Raw genomic sequence first — 14,777 nt, 5'->3', positions numbered from 1 at the left:
GGAACCCGCTACGGCCTCGTCCAGCGGCGCACACTCAGCCACTTCGACTCCGGCTGCGACGTCCAACGACGTGCACGCCACCGGCAGCACCGTCACCGAGCCGTCCGGCGCGGAAACGCACACACGGCGGCAACCTCAGCACGACCGGCGTCTTCCTCGATGCCCCCCTCTCGGTGCGACCGGGGTGAATGCCCCACATGTCGTCACAGGTCTTGACAGGGACGTGTCCGCCGCCACAGCCTATGGCAACGTTGTCAGAGCGAGGGGCGACCCCCGCCACCGACGATCCGCACCACCCTCTCTCACCCGTTGTGATTGGACGACTACACATGGTCGATCAGGCGTCTCCGCGACACCCATCCCGACGCACTCTCGTCGCGACCGGCTCGACGCTGCTGGCCGGGTTCGGCCTCGGCACGGTCTTCGCACCGGCTGCCGAAGCCGCCTCCCGAACCGCCGACGCCACCGGTACCACCGCCTCCGCCGCGCCGGGTGAGCTCGCCACCTACCGCCCGGTCCGGGTCTCCTCGCAGGCCTACGCGCCCACCCCCGCCGAGTTCGCGGTGGACGCGCTCCCCGGAACCGGGGTGCGCGGCACCGGCTGGCGGGCCGAGGCGGGCGACCCGCAGTGGATCGAGGTCGATCTGCAGGCGGACTGCCGCGTCGACCGCGTACGGCTGACCTTCGAAGCCGACGCGAGCGACCCGGTGTTCACCCCGCCGACCGAGGGCAACCCCCGGTCGGGCACCACCGGCAAGGAGATCCTCTCCAGCTACGCCCGCGAGTTCGTCGTCGAGACGTCCCGCGACCACGACTCCTGGAGCAGCGTCTACCGCACCACGGCCGGCACCGGCGGCGTGGTGGACATCCCGCTGTCGGTCCCCGTCACGGCGCGCTGGGTACGGATGACGGCCCGTCGGCGTTCCAGCGACAACCCGCTCGGCGTCAACGGCTTCGCGGTGTACGGCACCGCGCCGGGCCACCGCCCCAAGGCCACCGGCTGGACCGACTGGGGCACCCACCACCACGACACGCCCCGGCTCACGGTCGCCGCCGACGGCACGGTGCCGCTCGAGTCGGGCTGGACGCTCACCATGGACGACTGGGCGGACGGCGACGGCCCTGCCCTGTCCCGGACCGGCACGGACACCAGCCGCTGGCTGCCCGCGACCGTGCCCGGCACCGTCCTCGGCACCCTGGTCGACCAGGGCCACTTGCCCGACCCGGTCGCCGGGCTGAACAACCTGCACATCCCCGAGGCGCTGTCCCGTCACTCCTGGTGGTACCGGCGGGACTTCGACCTGCCCCGCGGGCTGCGCACCGGCGGCGGACGGCACGTCTGGCTGGAGTTCGACGGCGTCAACCACAAGGCCGAGATCTGGCTCAACGGACACGGAGTGGGCGAGGTGACCTTCCCCTTCGCCCGCTCCGCCCACGACATCACCGGCCTGCTGGCCGCCGAGGGCGGCAACGCGCTCGCCGTCCGCGTCACCCCCATGCCGGTGCCCGGCAGCCCCGGTGACAAGGGCCCGGCGGGCGAGGCCTGGGTGGACGCCGGGGCCAACACGATGAACCTCAACTCGCCGACGTATCTCGCCTCCTCGGGATGGGACTGGATGCCCGCGGTGCGCGACCGGGCCGCCGGCATCTGGAACCACGTACGGCTGAGATCGACCGGGCACATCGTCATCGGTGACCCGCAGGTGGACACCGCGCTGCCCAAGCTGCCGGACCTGTCGGTCGCCGAGCTCACCCTCACGGTGCCGGTGCGCAACGCCGACACGACCGACCACGAGGCCACCGTCTCCGCCGCTTTCGGCGACGTACGCGTCTCGCGCACGGTCACCGTCCCGGCAGGGAAAGACATCGATGTCATCTTCACTCCCGACGCGTTCGGCGCGCTGCGGGTGAAGAACCCCGACCTGTGGTGGCCCAACGGTCTGGGCGAGCCCACCCTGCACGAGCTCACCCTGGTCGCCCGCGCCAGCGGCACCGAGAGCGACCGCCGCACCACCCGCTTCGGCATACGGCAGTTCGGCTACGAGTACGACACCCCGCTGAAGTTCACCCCCTCCTCCGACGCCTACACACAGACCGTCCAGCTCGGCGACCAGCGCGCCCGGCACGTCCGCGTGCGCTGCCTGACCCGGGCCACCAACTGGGGCAGTTCGCTGTGGACCCTGTCGGTGTTCGACAGCGCGCGCCCCGGCACCGACCTCGCGCTGCACGCCCACGCCGAGGCCTCCACCACCGACGAGGACGGCCACGCCGCCACCAACGCCACCGACGGCGACCCCGGCACCCGCTGGTCCTCCGCCTTCGACGACGACCAGTGGATCCGTGTCGACCTCGGCTCGGTGCAGTCCTTCGACCGGATCGACCTGGTCTGGGAGCAGGCCTACGCACGGACCTTCGTCGTGCAGGTCTCCACGGACGGCGACCAGTGGACGGACGCCGCGTCCGTGGACAACACGGCCGTGCCGCTGCCCTTCAACAGCGGTGACGCCAGCTTGCGGGTGACCGACTTCGAGGCCCGTACGGCCCGTTACGTCCGGCTGTCCTGCGGCGTGCGCAACACGAGCTGGGGCAACTCCCTGTGGTCCCTCGCCGTCATCGACAGCGCGGAGCCGGGCACCGACCTGGCCCTGCACCGGGACGCGAGGGCCTCCAGCGAGGCGGACGGCCACCTGGCGGCCCACGCCACCGACGGCGACCCCGGCACCCGCTGGTCCTCCGCCTACGAGGACAACCAGTGGCTCCAGGTCGACCTGGGCGCCGGTCGGCGTTTCGACCGGGTGGCGGTCGTCTGGGAGCAGGCGTACCCGAAGACGTACACCATTCAGGTCTCCGACGACGGCGACACCTGGACCGATGTCACCACGGTCACCAACACCCCCGACCCGCTGAAGATCAGCGTCAACGGTGTCCGGGTGCTGGTGCGCGGCGGCAACTGGGGCTGGGACGAGCTGCTGCGCAGGATGCCCGCCGAGCGGATGGACGCGGCGGTGCGCATGCACCGGGCCATGAACTTCACGATGATCCGCAACTGGGTCGGCAGCAGCAACCGCGAGGAGTTCTACGCCGCCTGCGACGCGCACGGCATCCTGGTGTGGAACGACTTCCCCAACGCCTGGGGCATGGACCCGCCGGACCACGAGGCGTTCCTGTCCACGGCCCGCGACACCGTGCTGCGCTACCGCATCCACCCGAGCGTGGCGGTGTGGTGCGGCGCCAACGAGGGCAACCCGCCGGCCGCGGTGGACGACGGCATGCGCAAGGCGGTCGAGAGCCAGGTGCCCGGCGTGCTCTACCAGAACAACTCCGCGGGCGGCATCGTCACCGGCGGCGGCCCCTACGGCTGGGTCGAGCCCGAGCGCTACTTCGACCCGTCGACGTACGGCAGCAAGGACTTCGGCTTCCACACCGAGATCGGCATGCCCGTCGTGTCCACCGCCGCCAGCACTCGGGCGATGGTCGGCGAGGACGGGCCCGAGTGGCCCATCGGGGGTGCCTGGTACCTCCACGACTGGAGCGAGCGCGGCAACCAGGCGCCGCAGAACTACAAGGCGGCCATCGAGACACGTCTCGGCACCGCCCGCGACCTGGACGACTTCACACGCAAGGCGCAGTTCGTCAACTACGAGAACTTCCGCGCCATGTTCGAGGCGTGGAACGCCAACCTGTGGGACAACGCCAGCGGTCTGATGCTGTGGATGTCCCACCCGGCCTGGCACAGCACGGTCTGGCAGACGTACGACTACGACTTCGACGTCAACGGCGCCTACTTCGGCTGCCGGAGCGCCTGCGAGCCCCTGCACGTCCAGGCCGACCCGGTGAAGTGGCAGGTCATCGCGGTCAACCACACCCGCAAGGCGCTCAAGGGGGCGACGGTCAGGGCGGAGACGTACGACCTGTCGGGCCGCCGGATCGCGGACACGCGGACCGCCCGGGTGGACGTGGAGCCCGCCGCCTCGGTCCCGGCGTTCACCGCGGCACCCGCGGCGGACCTGCCGGATCTGCACCTGCTGCGGCTGACCCTCACGGACGGGGACGGCAAGGTCCGCTCGCGCAACACCTACTGGCGTTGCCGCACCCCCGAGGCCCTGCGCGCCCTCAACAAGGTCCCGCAGGCCAAGCTGTCCGCCTCCCTCACGAAGGTGTCGCGGGACGGGGAGAGGCGTACGGCGACCGTCACGGTCCGCAACCGCGGGTCCATGGTCGCGGCGATGGTCCGGCTGTCCCTGCTGGACGAGGACGGCACCCGGGTGCTGCCGACGCTCTACGACGACAACTACCTGTGGCTGCTGCCCGGTGAGTCCCGGACGGTCACGCTGTCGTGGCCCGCGTCCGCCCTGCCGTCGAACCGGCCGAGGCTGCGGGTGGAGGGGTACAACACTCCCCCGGTGACGGTTCGCGGCTGAGCCGTCGGGAGGGCCCTGCCCTCCCCCCTCCACGCGGGCGCCCTTCACGGGGCGCCCGCGCTCGTTCTCCCGTCGACCGGTGGTGTTCCTGCCGACCGGTCGGACGGCCGTCGAGAACACATGCGGTCACATGTGAACCGGATGTGCCGTCCGCTCGTGTCCTTCATGTGTCGGGAGTCCGGACCGGTTTCCCTCCTGGCACACCCGGCCCCTTCCCCTTCAGGAGGCGGGCGACGAGGATGTGTGTGCCACCCACGAGCGGCCGGAGCGGCGAAGGAGGACGATGGAGACGTCACGGGCAGACCGTCTGGAGAACGTCCTCGCCGACTTCGCCGAGCGCCACGCCACCTTGTCCAGGGCCCGGGAACAGCTCAGGGCGCTGTCGGTGACGACGACGTCCAAGGACGGCGTCGTGGAGGTCACCCTGGGCGCCCGCGGTCGGCCGACACGGATCCGCTTCGTCGACCGGCGGTTCCGCGAGATGCCCGCCGCGCAGCTCGCCGACAGTGTCCTGGAGGCGCTGGTGACGGCCCGGGCCGAGATCGCGGCCCGCGCGACCGCCGTGACGGCGGCCGTGCACCTCCTGCCCGCGCTCCCTGCGCAACCCGCACCGAGGAACGAGCCTGCCGGGTCACGACCCCAGGAGCCGCTGTGGGGCCGAGGAGCCACGTCCCGCACACTCCTCCCGTCGGAACCCCACGGGGCCGCCCCCCGGACAGCGCAAGACGGCCCCCACACGTAGATCGGTCCGAGGGATCGCCATGGCGGCGGTTCTGCGACACACTTACCGGGCAGTACATACGAGGGGCACCGCGTGCGGGTGCGTCAGCACCTATCGTGAGAAGTGGGCATGCCGGACGAACCAACTGGCGGTGACACTTGTCCGCACGGGCCCCTGGAGCGTGGGTACCATGCGCAACGTCATTCATATCGAGGGAGTGAACGGTTGTGACCAGCCAATCAGCCGCCACGCTCCGATCGCGGTACGTAGCACAAGCCGCGTCGGACCTGGAGGAGAACCGTCGGCGACAGAAGGAGCTGGCGGAGAGGATCACCGTCCTGAAGCAGGAGGAGGCTCTCCTCGCGGACATCCTCAACCTCGCCGAGCGGTACGAGGGTTTCGCGGACGCGTCCCGTCTGCCCGAGCAGGTGCAGGACGAGCCGGCCGTCGCAAAGGCGGACAAGGAGCCGACCGGCGCCTCCGCACGACGCTCCGCGCCGGTTAAGTCCACCACGGCCACCACCACGGCGAAGGCCGGTGCGAAGGGGAAGTCGCACCAGCCGCTGCTCGGTGACCTGTTGACGGAACTGCTCGGCCAGTACGACGAACCGCGTCTGGCCAAGGAGTTGCGGGACGAACTCCTGGAGAAGCACCCGGACCGCAACCCCACCCCGCAGGTGGTGCGCAACACCCTGGAGTCCTTGGTCGCCAAGGGCCGTATCCGGCGCCACAAGCAGCAGCGGTCCGTGATGTACACCCTGGTCGAGAAGGACTCCGACTGAGACCGGTATCGGTCGATCGGGCGACGGGTGCCCTGGAGGTCTCACCAGAAGGGTGGACTTTCAGGGCACCCGTCACACGTGTGTGACAGGTGGGTGTGACATCTGTCGGTCACGCCCGTCGGTGCAGCGCCGATCGGTGCCTACGCCCGCCATACGTTGTCGAACGCCGCGTTCTCCACGTCCCGCCGCAGCCGTACGGCCTCCAACTGTGTGACCGCGTCACCGACCGCGGCCAGCACGGTGGTGACCGCGTCGCCGGTGAGGTTCTCGGCGGTCTCGTCCGGCTCCTCCTCGATGCCCGCGGCCGCCAGCAGCGCGGCGAGCACCGGCTCGCGCTCCGCCCAGCGTTCCTCGGCCGCACGGCGGGCCGGTGAGTCGACCAGGAGGGTGTGGGCGGACCGGAACCCGAAGTGTCCCCGCGGGTGGACGACGAGCCCGTCCCGCTCCAGATCACCGGCGTAGGCCGCGGCGAGTTCGGCGCCGCGCCGCCACAGCCACTCGGCGACCGTGTCGTACGGCTCCCGCCGGGTCAGCGAGGCCGACGCCTCGTCCAGCAGACGGTCACCGGTCGCCGTCGCCGGGCCGGGGACCATGCGGTCGCCGTCCAGGCTCAGCACCCCGCTCTCCAGGAGGTCGATCGCCTCGGCACCGGCGAGCGCGAGGGACAGGTCGCCCTGACCCACGGGCCGCTCGTCGGGCAGGCCGAGTACGACCAGGGTGAGATCGCGTGCGGTGGTCATGAGTCCCTCCTCGTCTCCAGCAGGCGCAACCACACCTCGCTGATGGTGGGGAACGCGGGTACGGCGTGCCACAGACGCTCGACCGGCACCTCCCCGGTGATGGCGACGGTGGCCGAGTACAGCAGCTCGGCGACGCCCGGTCCTGCGAAGGTGGCTCCGACGACGACCTGCCGGTCCCGGTCGATGAGGATGCGCGCCCGCCCCCGGTAGTCGGGGCGGTACTGGACGGCGCCCGCGAGGTGGCCGATGTCGTAGTCGACGACCTCGACGTCCCGTCCGGTGCGTTCGGCCTCGCGGACGGTCAGCCCCACCGAGGCGATCTCGGGGTCGGTGAAGACGACGCCGGGGACGGCCTCGATGTCGGCGGTGCTGCTGTGCGGCGCCCAGCGGCCGGTGTCGAGCCGCTCGCCCCGGGCGCGGGCGGCGATCACGGCTCCGGCGACGCGGGCCTGGTACTTGCCCTGGTGGGTGAAGAGTGCTCGTCGGTTGACGTCACCCACGGCGTACAGCCAGTTCCCGGGGACGGCGGTGACGGTGAGGCTGTCGTCGGTGGCGAGCCAGTCCCCCGGTTCCAGCCCGACGGTGTCGAGGCCGATGTCCTGCGAGCGGGGGGCGCGGCCGGTGGCGAAGAGGATCTCGTCGGCGGTGATCACCTCGCCGTCCGACAGGGTCACCCGGACCTCGCCGTCACCGTCGCCGACCCGCTGCGCGGCGACGACCGAGATGCCGAACCGCACGTCCGCGCCGGCCTCCCGCAGCCGTTCGGTGACCAGCTCGCCCGCGAAGGGCTCCAGCTTCGGCAGCAGTGCGTCCTCCCGGGCTAGCAGGGTCACCCGGCTGCCCAGGCCCTGCCAGGCGGTGGCCATCTCGACGCCCACCACCCCGGCGCCTACGACGACGAGGCGCTGCGGCGGCCGCTGGGCGCTGGTCGCCTCCCGGCTGGTCCAGGGCCGCAGCTCCGCCATTCCGGGAAGCGGGGGCAGGGCCGCGCCGCTTCCGGTGCACACGGCGACCGCGTGCCGGGCCCGCAGTCGTACGGTGTCGCCCTCGGGGGTCGACACGGACACTTCCCGCTCTCCCGCCAGCCGGCCGTGACCGCGGACGAAGTCGATCCCCGCCGACTTGATCCACTCGACCTGGCCGTCGTCCTTCCAGTCGGCGGACATACGGTCGCGGTGCGCCAGGATGGCATCGGCGTCCAGGGGTTTCTCGACGGCCGCCGCCAGACCCGGGACGTGCGCCGCGTCGGCGCGCAGCAGGACCGGGCGCAGCAGGGCCTTGCTGGGTTCGCAGGCCCAGTAGGAGCACTCGCCTCCGGCCAGTTCGCTCTCCACGAGGACCGTGCTGAGTCCTGCGGCGGTGGTGCGGTCCGCGACGTTCTCACCAACCGGGCCCGCGCCGATCACTATGACGTCGTACGTGTGGGTGTTCTCGGTCGGCATGTGTCCTCCGGTGGCCGGTTGCCGGTGGGTAGGGGGTGGAGTGGCTCAGCGGCCGGGGGCGCGCTCGGTGACCTCCTGGAGGAACCACTCGTTGCCGTCGAGGTCCTTGAAGGCGGCGAAGGTGCCGTAGCTGGCCCGCTCGGGGTGCACGCCGGGCACGCGGTGGGCGTCACCGGCGTGGTGGAAGGCGCCGGTCTCGTCGCGGAACGGGCCCGAGACCTCGACACCGCGGGAGGTCAGCTCCTCCTGGGCGCCGAGGATGTCGGTGACGGTCAGTTGGAGGCCGTGGAGCGTGCCCGGCTCCTGCCGGGTGAGGCCCTCGCCGAAGATGACGGAGCACTCGGAACCGGGCGGGGTCACCTGGACGATCCGGTACCCGTCGTTGATCGGGAAGTCCGCGTCGAGGCGCCAGCCGAGCTGTTCCACGTAGAAGCCCTTGGCCCGGTCCACGTCGGAGACGGGCAGGATGACGACTTCGAGCTTCATGTCCATGGCTGTGATCTCACTTTCGATGTTCGTTCCCGGGCGCCGGCGGGGGCCGTGCGCTCAGTGTCGGCCGCGGTCGGCATGTGCCGCCTCAGTCACCTGACGGTGTGTTCGTACGGACCCGCGTCCCGGGTCCCTTGGGTCGTTCGTCGGTCCAGCCGCGCATCACAGGAAGTCGAGGGTGGACGGGCCGTATCCCGAGAGGGTCACGCTCCCCGCCCAGCTCCACACCTGTGTGTCGGTCGGCCGGTCCTGGTCCTCGGGTGTCGCCGCGTCTCGGGGCCGCCGTTCGGCGGTGGCACCCTCGCGATCCGAGCGGGGTCGGGCGGCGGTCCGTACGTGGGTGTGCGTCGTGGCGGCCATGTCCTGCCCTCGCTCTGCGATCGGTGGTGGGGTGCGGAAGGGGGGTGCGGGTCCCGTGCAGGGGACACGGGACCCGCGGTCAGGGGGTCGCTCAGGCGGCGGAGGCGTTGATGGTGACGGGGATGTTGCCGCGCGTGGCCTTGGAGTACGGGCAGATCTGGTGCGCGGCCTCGGCGAGTTCCTGCGCGGTGGCCTGGTCGACACCGCCGAGGACGGGGCTGAGGACCGCGGAGAGGGAGAACTCGCCGTCGTCGCCGTGGGTGAGCGTTATCTCGGCGGTGATGGTCGTGCTGGTGAGCCGGATCTTGCGGGTGGTGGCCGCGCGGCGCAGGGCGCCGAGGAAGCAGGCGGCCCAGCCGGCGGCCAGGAACTGCTCGGGGTTGGTCGCGGTGCCGGCACCGCCGAGCTCCTTGGGGAGGGCGAGGCCGGTATCCAGCAGACCGTCGGAGGAGTGGACGTGGCCGCCGTTCCGGCCTTCTCCGTCGACGTCGACAACGGCGGTGTAGCTGACTGCCATGGCTGATGCTCCCCATCTGAGTCGAAAGGTCGTGAACGCCTCCGACCTGCACACTTTTCGTGTCACCGGTTGAGGCGGTGACGTAATCATGGCAGTCGCCGCATCACCCGTCAAGGCAGTGACGAATGGCGAACCGCATACTGGGACACATGTCGACCGGCGGCATATTCGATGAAGGCACACTTCATTGAATGTCCTATGCTCCTCACATGCGTATCCTCTTCTCCAGCACTCCGCAGCACGGACACCTGTTGCCGGAGCTGCCCCTCGCCCGCGCCTTCCGTGACCGCGGCGACGACGTCGCCGTGATCACCTCGGCGTCCTTCGGGCCCCTGTTCGCCGCCGAAGGCATCACCCTGCTCCCCGTCGGGCCCGAGATCCCCGAACTCCTCGTGGAAGCGGCCCGGTTGGCCGGTGTGGACGACCCGACGGTGCCCGACCCCGCCGTGGCCGCCGAACTGTTCGCCGGAGCGCGGATCGACCTCACCGCGGACGCGGCCATCGCGGCGGCGCGCGAGTTCGGCCCGGATCTGATCGTCGCCGAGGCCACCGACTACGTGGGTCCGCTCGTCGCGGCCGCCCTCCAAGTCCCCTACGCCAAGCTCGCGTTCGGGCCGCTCATCCCCGCCCAGTTCACCGACGTCTTCGACGCCGTGGCCGAGCGCCGCTACAAGGAACGGGGCCTGACCGCTCCGCGGCCCACCTGGTACCTGGACCCGTGCCCAGAAGCGCTCCGCGGCCCGGACTGGCAGGCGCCCGAGGGCCGCCTTCCGCTGCGGCCGGAGGCCCACCGCGGCCCTGACACACCGGACACGGCCGCGACGGTGTCCGCCGGCGCAGGCACCCGGCCCAAGGTGCTGCTCTCCTTCGGCACGCACTTCGCCGCACCCGAGGTGCTGCGCCCGATCGCGGACGCCCTGTCCGCCAAGGCGGACCTGGTGGTGACCCTCGGTCTGACCGCCGCGGCCGCGGACTACGGCGACGGCTTCGACCAGGTCGAGTTCGTCGGCTTCACCCCGCTGGCCGAACTGCTCGGCGGCATCGACCTGGTGGTCACCCACGGCGGAGCGGGCACCACCCTGGGCACCCTCTCGCGCGGCCTGCCGATGGTGGTCGTACCGCAGGGTGCCGACCAGTTCCTCCAGGCGGGTGCCGTCGCGGGCTCGCGCACCGGCGTGGCCGTCATGCCGCCCGCCGGGGCGGAGGCCGTCGTGGCAGCGGTGGACGAGGTGCTCGGCAACGCGGAGTACCGGGACAACGCGCGTCGCGCGGCCGAGCAGATCGCGGCGATGCCTTCCCCGGGCGAGGTCGCCGAGCAACTGGTCAGCCGTCTCGGCTGAGCTCTGCCCCTGGCTTTGGCTCTGCCTCTGCCTCTGTCTCTGTCTCTGTCTCTGCGATCAGCCAGCCCGACACGGCGGGGGAACAACCCCGCCGTGTCGTGGTCTTGCCGGCCGCCTTCTCGCGGCGCCCGCTCTGGCGCCTCACTTCCGGCACCTGCCGTTTCGCGACGCGGTCGCGGCACCACGCGCACTGCGGGGCGGCGCCGGAAGCGCTCCGGGACCTCGCTGTCAGCGGCCGTCCGGCCCTGCCAGGAGAGCGGCGGCGGCCTGCTCCGCGAGCCAGCGCTCGGTCTCGTCCCAGGACCAGTCGCGCTCCGCCACGAACAGGCGCCAGGAGGGCAGCCCGAACAGGAACCACAGCATGTCGGTGGCCCGCTCGTGGCTCAGCCCGGGGCGCAGCGCCCCCAGCTCCGCCAGACGCTCCGCGAGCACCCCGAGGGCCTGCCGGTAGGCGGCGGCGACCTGGTGGAGCTCCTCCTCGACTCCCCGCTCCACGGCGGCCGCGGTGATCATGACCTGGACGATGTCCAGATGACGTTCGTTGTCCAGGCGCACTCCGTGGGCCATGGCCTCGATCGCCGCCTTGGCGTCGGACGCGGAGCGGACCTCGTCCAGCGTCTGTTCGACGACCGGGTCGTCCACCCCCTGCTTCATCAGGAAGGTCAGGATGGCGGCCTTGCCACCGGTGCTGGCGTACACGGTGGGCACGGCGGTGCCGGCTTTTCTCGCGATGTCGCTGATCGTGACCTTCGCGTACCCGTGCTCGACGAAGAGGGTCAGTGCCGCGTCGAGAATGGCGGCCCGTGTGCCCGCGGCGGCCTCCGCCCGTCTGTCGTTGCGGTACGGCCGCCGGCCGCTGGTCCCTGCGCTCATGCTGTCCTCTCCGGCACCGACGGACGCGTGCTTACGGACACGTTCTGCGCTGTCCGACCTGTCCGTCCTGCCCATGATGCCCTGCCGGACCGGACCCGGATCGAGGGTGGAGATACCCTCCCCCTGCCCGCGGCCCGCGACTCGCCGCCCGTTGCGTCCAGTTGCCGGTGCGCCGGGAAAACTGTCATGTGATCCACGCCACGTGTTCGGAGTGCATAGCGGCGGGGGGCCCAGTGCCTTTGAAGTAGAGGAAGAGCACATGTGCGGCAAGGGACAGGGGGGCGGCTCCGATGGGGCGGTTGCGGACCGATGAGTTCGACCGGTTCGTGGCGGCCCGATGGTCGGCGCTGCACCATCTGGCGCGGCTGCTCACCGGTGGCGACCGGCACCGGGCGGAGGATCTGCTCCAGGAGGCGCTGGTCAAGCTGTGGTTCGCCTGGCCGAGGGTGGCGGAGCAGGCACCCGAGGCGTATGTGCGCCGGGTGTTGGTCCGTGCCGCGGCACGTTCCGCGCGGCGGCGCTGGTGGGGCGAGCAGCCGGTGGACGAGCTGCCCGACCCGCCCGGGGTGGGCGACGAGTCCGCCGTAGTGGACGAACGGACCCGGCTGGAGGCCGTGTTGGCGCTGTTGCCGGCCCGGCAGCGGGCCGCGGTGGTGCTCCGGTACTACCAGGACCTGCCCGAGCAGCAGGTGGCACGGGTGCTGGGGTGCCCGGTGGGGACGGCCCGTTCGCTCACGTCCCGGGGTGTCGCACGGCTGCGGGGGCTGATGGCCGAGGCTGAGCCGGTCGAGCCGGTCGCAGAGGTCAAGTCGGTCGCAGCGGTGGAGCCGGTCCCGTCGGTGGGCCCCGTCCAGTCGGTCGCCGCGGTCGGGCCGGTCCCGTCGGTGGGCCCCGTCGACCCTGACGAGTCCGTGAACCCCGTCGAGCCGGTCGAGTGAAGGAGGAGCCATGGATGACTTCGAGCAGGAACTGGCACGCATGATGCGTGACGGTCACCGGGACACCCCCTACGAGGAACGGCACCGGGCCCGGCTGCGGGCCGGAGTCCGTGCCCGGCAGCGGATCCGGAGGGCCTGGATGGCCACCGCATCGGTGCTGACCCTCGCCGGCGCCGGTGTCGGACTGCTGTTTCTGACGGGGGCGTTCGCGCAGGGCGTGTCCAACAGCCCGCAGCCCCGTCCGGTCACCTCCGCCGAGTCGGTGCCGACACCGTCGACGGTCTCGTCCGGCGCCACTGCCGAGGGCGTCCCGGTGCCGACACGTATGTCCGACACGCCCTATGTGGCCACCTGGTCGGGTTCGACGCGCTGATGCCCGTGATACGTGAGAACACGTCCCCGCCCGTCGACGGGCCCGAGGTGCTCGCGGGTTCCGAGCCGGGCTCCTGGGAGCGACGACTGCGGCGCTTCGGTCACGTCGCAGGTCCCCGCGCGTCCGTGCGCGACCGCCTGGTGGTGCCGTTCCCCGAACCCGGGCTGCGGCCGTGGCGGATCCTCGGTCTGTCCCCGGGGACGGCGGCTCGTCTGGCCCGCTGGTCGGGGTGGGGCGGACCGCTGCTGGTGGCGCTCTTCGCCGGGGTGCTGCGCTTCTGGCGGCTGGGCGACCCGCGTGCCGTGGTGTTCGACGAGACGTACTACGCCAAGGACGCCTGGGCCATGCTGCGGCTCGGCTACGAGGGCACCTGGCCGGACCGGAAGATCGCCGACCCGCAGATACTGGCCCACCCCCAGGTGATCCCCCTCTCCGACGGCGGGGTCTTCGTGGCGCACCCGCCGACGGGCAAGTGGGTGATCGCCGCGGGTGAGTGGATGTTCGGCCTCACACCGTTCGGCTGGCGTTTCATGACGGCGGCTCTCGGCACGCTGTCGGTGCTCATGCTGTGCCGCACCGGGCGCCGGCTGTTCCGTTCGACGCTGCTGGGCTGTCTGGCCGGGATGTTGCTGGCGATGGACGGCCTGCAGTTGGTGATGAGCCGCGTCGCTCTCCTCGATCTCGTCGTGTCGTTCTTCGTGCTGGCGGCGTTCGGATGTCTGCTCGTCGACCGGGACGCCGCCCGGGCCAGGCTCGCCGCGGCCCTTCCGGTGGACGAGGAAGGCCTGGTACGCCCGCACGGGCCCACCGGTGACCACGCGGGAACGGGACTGCGCCCCTGGCGGCTCGCGGCCGGCCTCTTCCTCGGGCTCGCTGCCTCGACCAAGTGGAACGGCCTGTACTTCCTCGCCTTCTTCGTGGTGCTGACGCTGCTGTGGGACGTCGGTGCCCGGCGCGTCGCGGGAGCGTACCGTCCCTTCCGCGCGGTGCTGCGCCGGGACGCCGGCTGGTCGGTGCTGTCCCTCGTCCCGGTCGCCGTCGTGACGTATGTGGCGACCTGGACGGGCTGGTTCCTGTCCGACGACGGCTACGGGCGGCACTGGGCGGAAGGCCGTGGCGGTCCGTGGGCGTGGATCCCGGCGCCGCTGCGGAGCCTGTGGCACTACGAGCACGCGGTGTACGTGTTCAACGTGGGGCTGCACTCACCCCACAAGTACGATTCCAATCCCTGGAGTTGGCTGATTCTGGGCCGCCCGGTGCTGTTCCACTACGAGTCGCCCAAGCCTGGGGTGGACGGGTGCGCCACGACCGTCGACTGTTCGCAGACGATCCTCGCGCTGGGCACGCCGGCGCTGTGGTGGTCGGCGTGCGGTGCGCTCGGCTATCTGCTCTACCGGTGGGCCCTGCGCCGCGACTGGCGTGCCGGAGCCGTCCTGTGCGGAGTGGGGGCCGGTTATCTGCCCTGGTTCCTCTACCAGGACCGGACGATCTTCTCCTTCTACGCCGTCGTGTTCGTGCCCTACCTGTGCCTGGCCGTGGCGATGACGCTGGGCGCCCTCTGGGGCCCGCCGGGCGCGCAGCGCAGACGGCGTGTCCAAGGCGCGGTGGCCGTGGGCGTGGTGGTGCTGCTGATCGCCTGGAACTTCATCTGGTTCTTCCCGATCTACACCGGGCAGACGATTCCGTACGCCGACTGGCACGCCAGGATGTGGTTCGACACCTGGATATGAGACCGCCGGCCCGTCGAAGGTGCTCTCACCACCGGTCGGGGCCGAATGTCA

12 protein-coding genes and 1 pseudogene are annotated in these 14,777 nt (G+C 71.5%); 7 read left to right on the top strand and 6 right to left on the bottom strand.

Annotation, left to right across the window (positions count from 1 at the left end):
• The first annotated feature begins 329 nt into the window (after nucleotides 1-329).
• From ACZ66S_RS39610 to ACZ66S_RS39600, 3 genes are all read left to right on the top strand, one after another.
• Nucleotides 330-4,421, top strand: coding sequence for a discoidin domain-containing protein (locus tag ACZ66S_RS39610; RefSeq protein WP_469906436.1), 4,092 nt, complete (start codon nucleotides 330-332; stop codon nucleotides 4,419-4,421).
• Nucleotides 4,422-4,704: 283 nt separating this feature from the next.
• On the top strand, nucleotides 4,705-5,163 hold the full coding sequence (locus tag ACZ66S_RS39605) for a YbaB/EbfC family nucleoid-associated protein (RefSeq protein ID WP_469906435.1): 459 nt from the start codon (nucleotides 4,705-4,707) through the stop codon (nucleotides 5,161-5,163).
• A gap of 206 nt (nucleotides 5,164-5,369) precedes the next feature.
• Nucleotides 5,370-5,924 carry a hypothetical protein gene (locus tag ACZ66S_RS39600; RefSeq protein ID WP_469906434.1) on the top strand — a complete coding sequence of 185 codons (555 nt, stop codon included), beginning with the start codon at nucleotides 5,370-5,372 and terminating at the stop codon, nucleotides 5,922-5,924.
• A gap of 140 nt (nucleotides 5,925-6,064) precedes the next feature.
• On the opposite strand, the gene ACZ66S_RS39595 is transcribed toward ACZ66S_RS39600, so the two are convergent.
• From ACZ66S_RS39595 to ACZ66S_RS39575, 5 genes are all read right to left on the bottom strand, one after another.
• The gene (locus ACZ66S_RS39595) at nucleotides 6,065-6,664 is read right to left on the bottom strand and encodes a GPP34 family phosphoprotein (RefSeq protein ID WP_469906433.1); all 600 of its coding nucleotides are present in this window, start codon (nucleotides 6,662-6,664) and stop codon (nucleotides 6,065-6,067) included.
• Nucleotides 6,661-8,106, bottom strand: coding sequence for a dihydrolipoyl dehydrogenase family protein (locus tag ACZ66S_RS39590; protein ID WP_469906432.1), 1,446 nt, complete (start codon nucleotides 8,104-8,106; stop codon nucleotides 6,661-6,663). Before ACZ66S_RS39590 ends, ACZ66S_RS39595 begins: the two co-directional genes overlap by 4 nt.
• Before the next feature lie 45 nt (nucleotides 8,107-8,151).
• Nucleotides 8,152-8,598: a VOC family protein gene (locus tag ACZ66S_RS39585; protein ID WP_469906431.1), complete on the bottom strand. Its 447-nt coding sequence runs from the start codon at nucleotides 8,596-8,598 to the stop codon at nucleotides 8,152-8,154.
• A 159-nt stretch (nucleotides 8,599-8,757) separates the two neighbouring features.
• Complete coding sequence (locus tag ACZ66S_RS39580) at nucleotides 8,758-8,955, bottom strand: hypothetical protein (protein WP_469906430.1); 198 nt, start codon at nucleotides 8,953-8,955, stop codon at nucleotides 8,758-8,760.
• Between the two features lie 91 nt (nucleotides 8,956-9,046).
• Complete coding sequence (locus tag ACZ66S_RS39575) at nucleotides 9,047-9,472, bottom strand: organic hydroperoxide resistance protein (protein ID WP_469906429.1); 426 nt, start codon at nucleotides 9,470-9,472, stop codon at nucleotides 9,047-9,049.
• 209 nt (nucleotides 9,473-9,681) lie between these two features.
• Between ACZ66S_RS39575 and ACZ66S_RS39570 the strand changes: the two genes are divergently transcribed.
• Entirely contained in the window at nucleotides 9,682-10,812 is a 1,131-nt protein-coding gene (locus tag ACZ66S_RS39570) for a glycosyltransferase (protein WP_469906428.1), read from the top strand.
• Between the two features lie 228 nt (nucleotides 10,813-11,040).
• On the opposite strand, the gene ACZ66S_RS39565 is transcribed toward ACZ66S_RS39570, so the two are convergent.
• The gene (locus ACZ66S_RS39565; RefSeq protein ID WP_469906427.1) at nucleotides 11,041-11,685 is read right to left on the bottom strand and encodes a TetR/AcrR family transcriptional regulator; all 645 of its coding nucleotides are present in this window, start codon (nucleotides 11,683-11,685) and stop codon (nucleotides 11,041-11,043) included.
• Nucleotides 11,686-11,975: 290 nt separating this feature from the next.
• On the opposite strand from ACZ66S_RS39565, the pseudogene ACZ66S_RS39560 reads away from it, so the two are divergent.
• The 3 genes and pseudogenes from ACZ66S_RS39560 to ACZ66S_RS39550 form a co-directional block, all read left to right on the top strand.
• Nucleotides 11,976-12,476: pseudogene (locus ACZ66S_RS39560) on the top strand (SigE family RNA polymerase sigma factor); the annotation flags it as partial.
• A gap of 157 nt (nucleotides 12,477-12,633) precedes the next feature.
• Nucleotides 12,634-12,996 carry a hypothetical protein gene (locus ACZ66S_RS39555; protein ID WP_469906426.1) on the top strand — a complete coding sequence of 121 codons (363 nt, stop codon included), beginning with the start codon at nucleotides 12,634-12,636 and terminating at the stop codon, nucleotides 12,994-12,996.
• Nucleotides 12,996-14,726, top strand: a complete 1,731-nt coding sequence (locus ACZ66S_RS39550) for a dolichyl-phosphate-mannose--protein mannosyltransferase (protein WP_469906425.1) — start codon at nucleotides 12,996-12,998, stop codon at nucleotides 14,724-14,726. The genes ACZ66S_RS39555 and ACZ66S_RS39550 overlap by 1 nt, the downstream gene beginning before the upstream one ends.
• Nucleotides 14,727-14,777: the final 51 nt, after the last annotated feature.

Source organism: Streptomyces sp. NPDC107471 (genome assembly GCF_055582845.1).
Note: the sequence above shows the minus strand (reverse complement) of the source record. Positions and strands in the feature narration are given on the sequence as shown.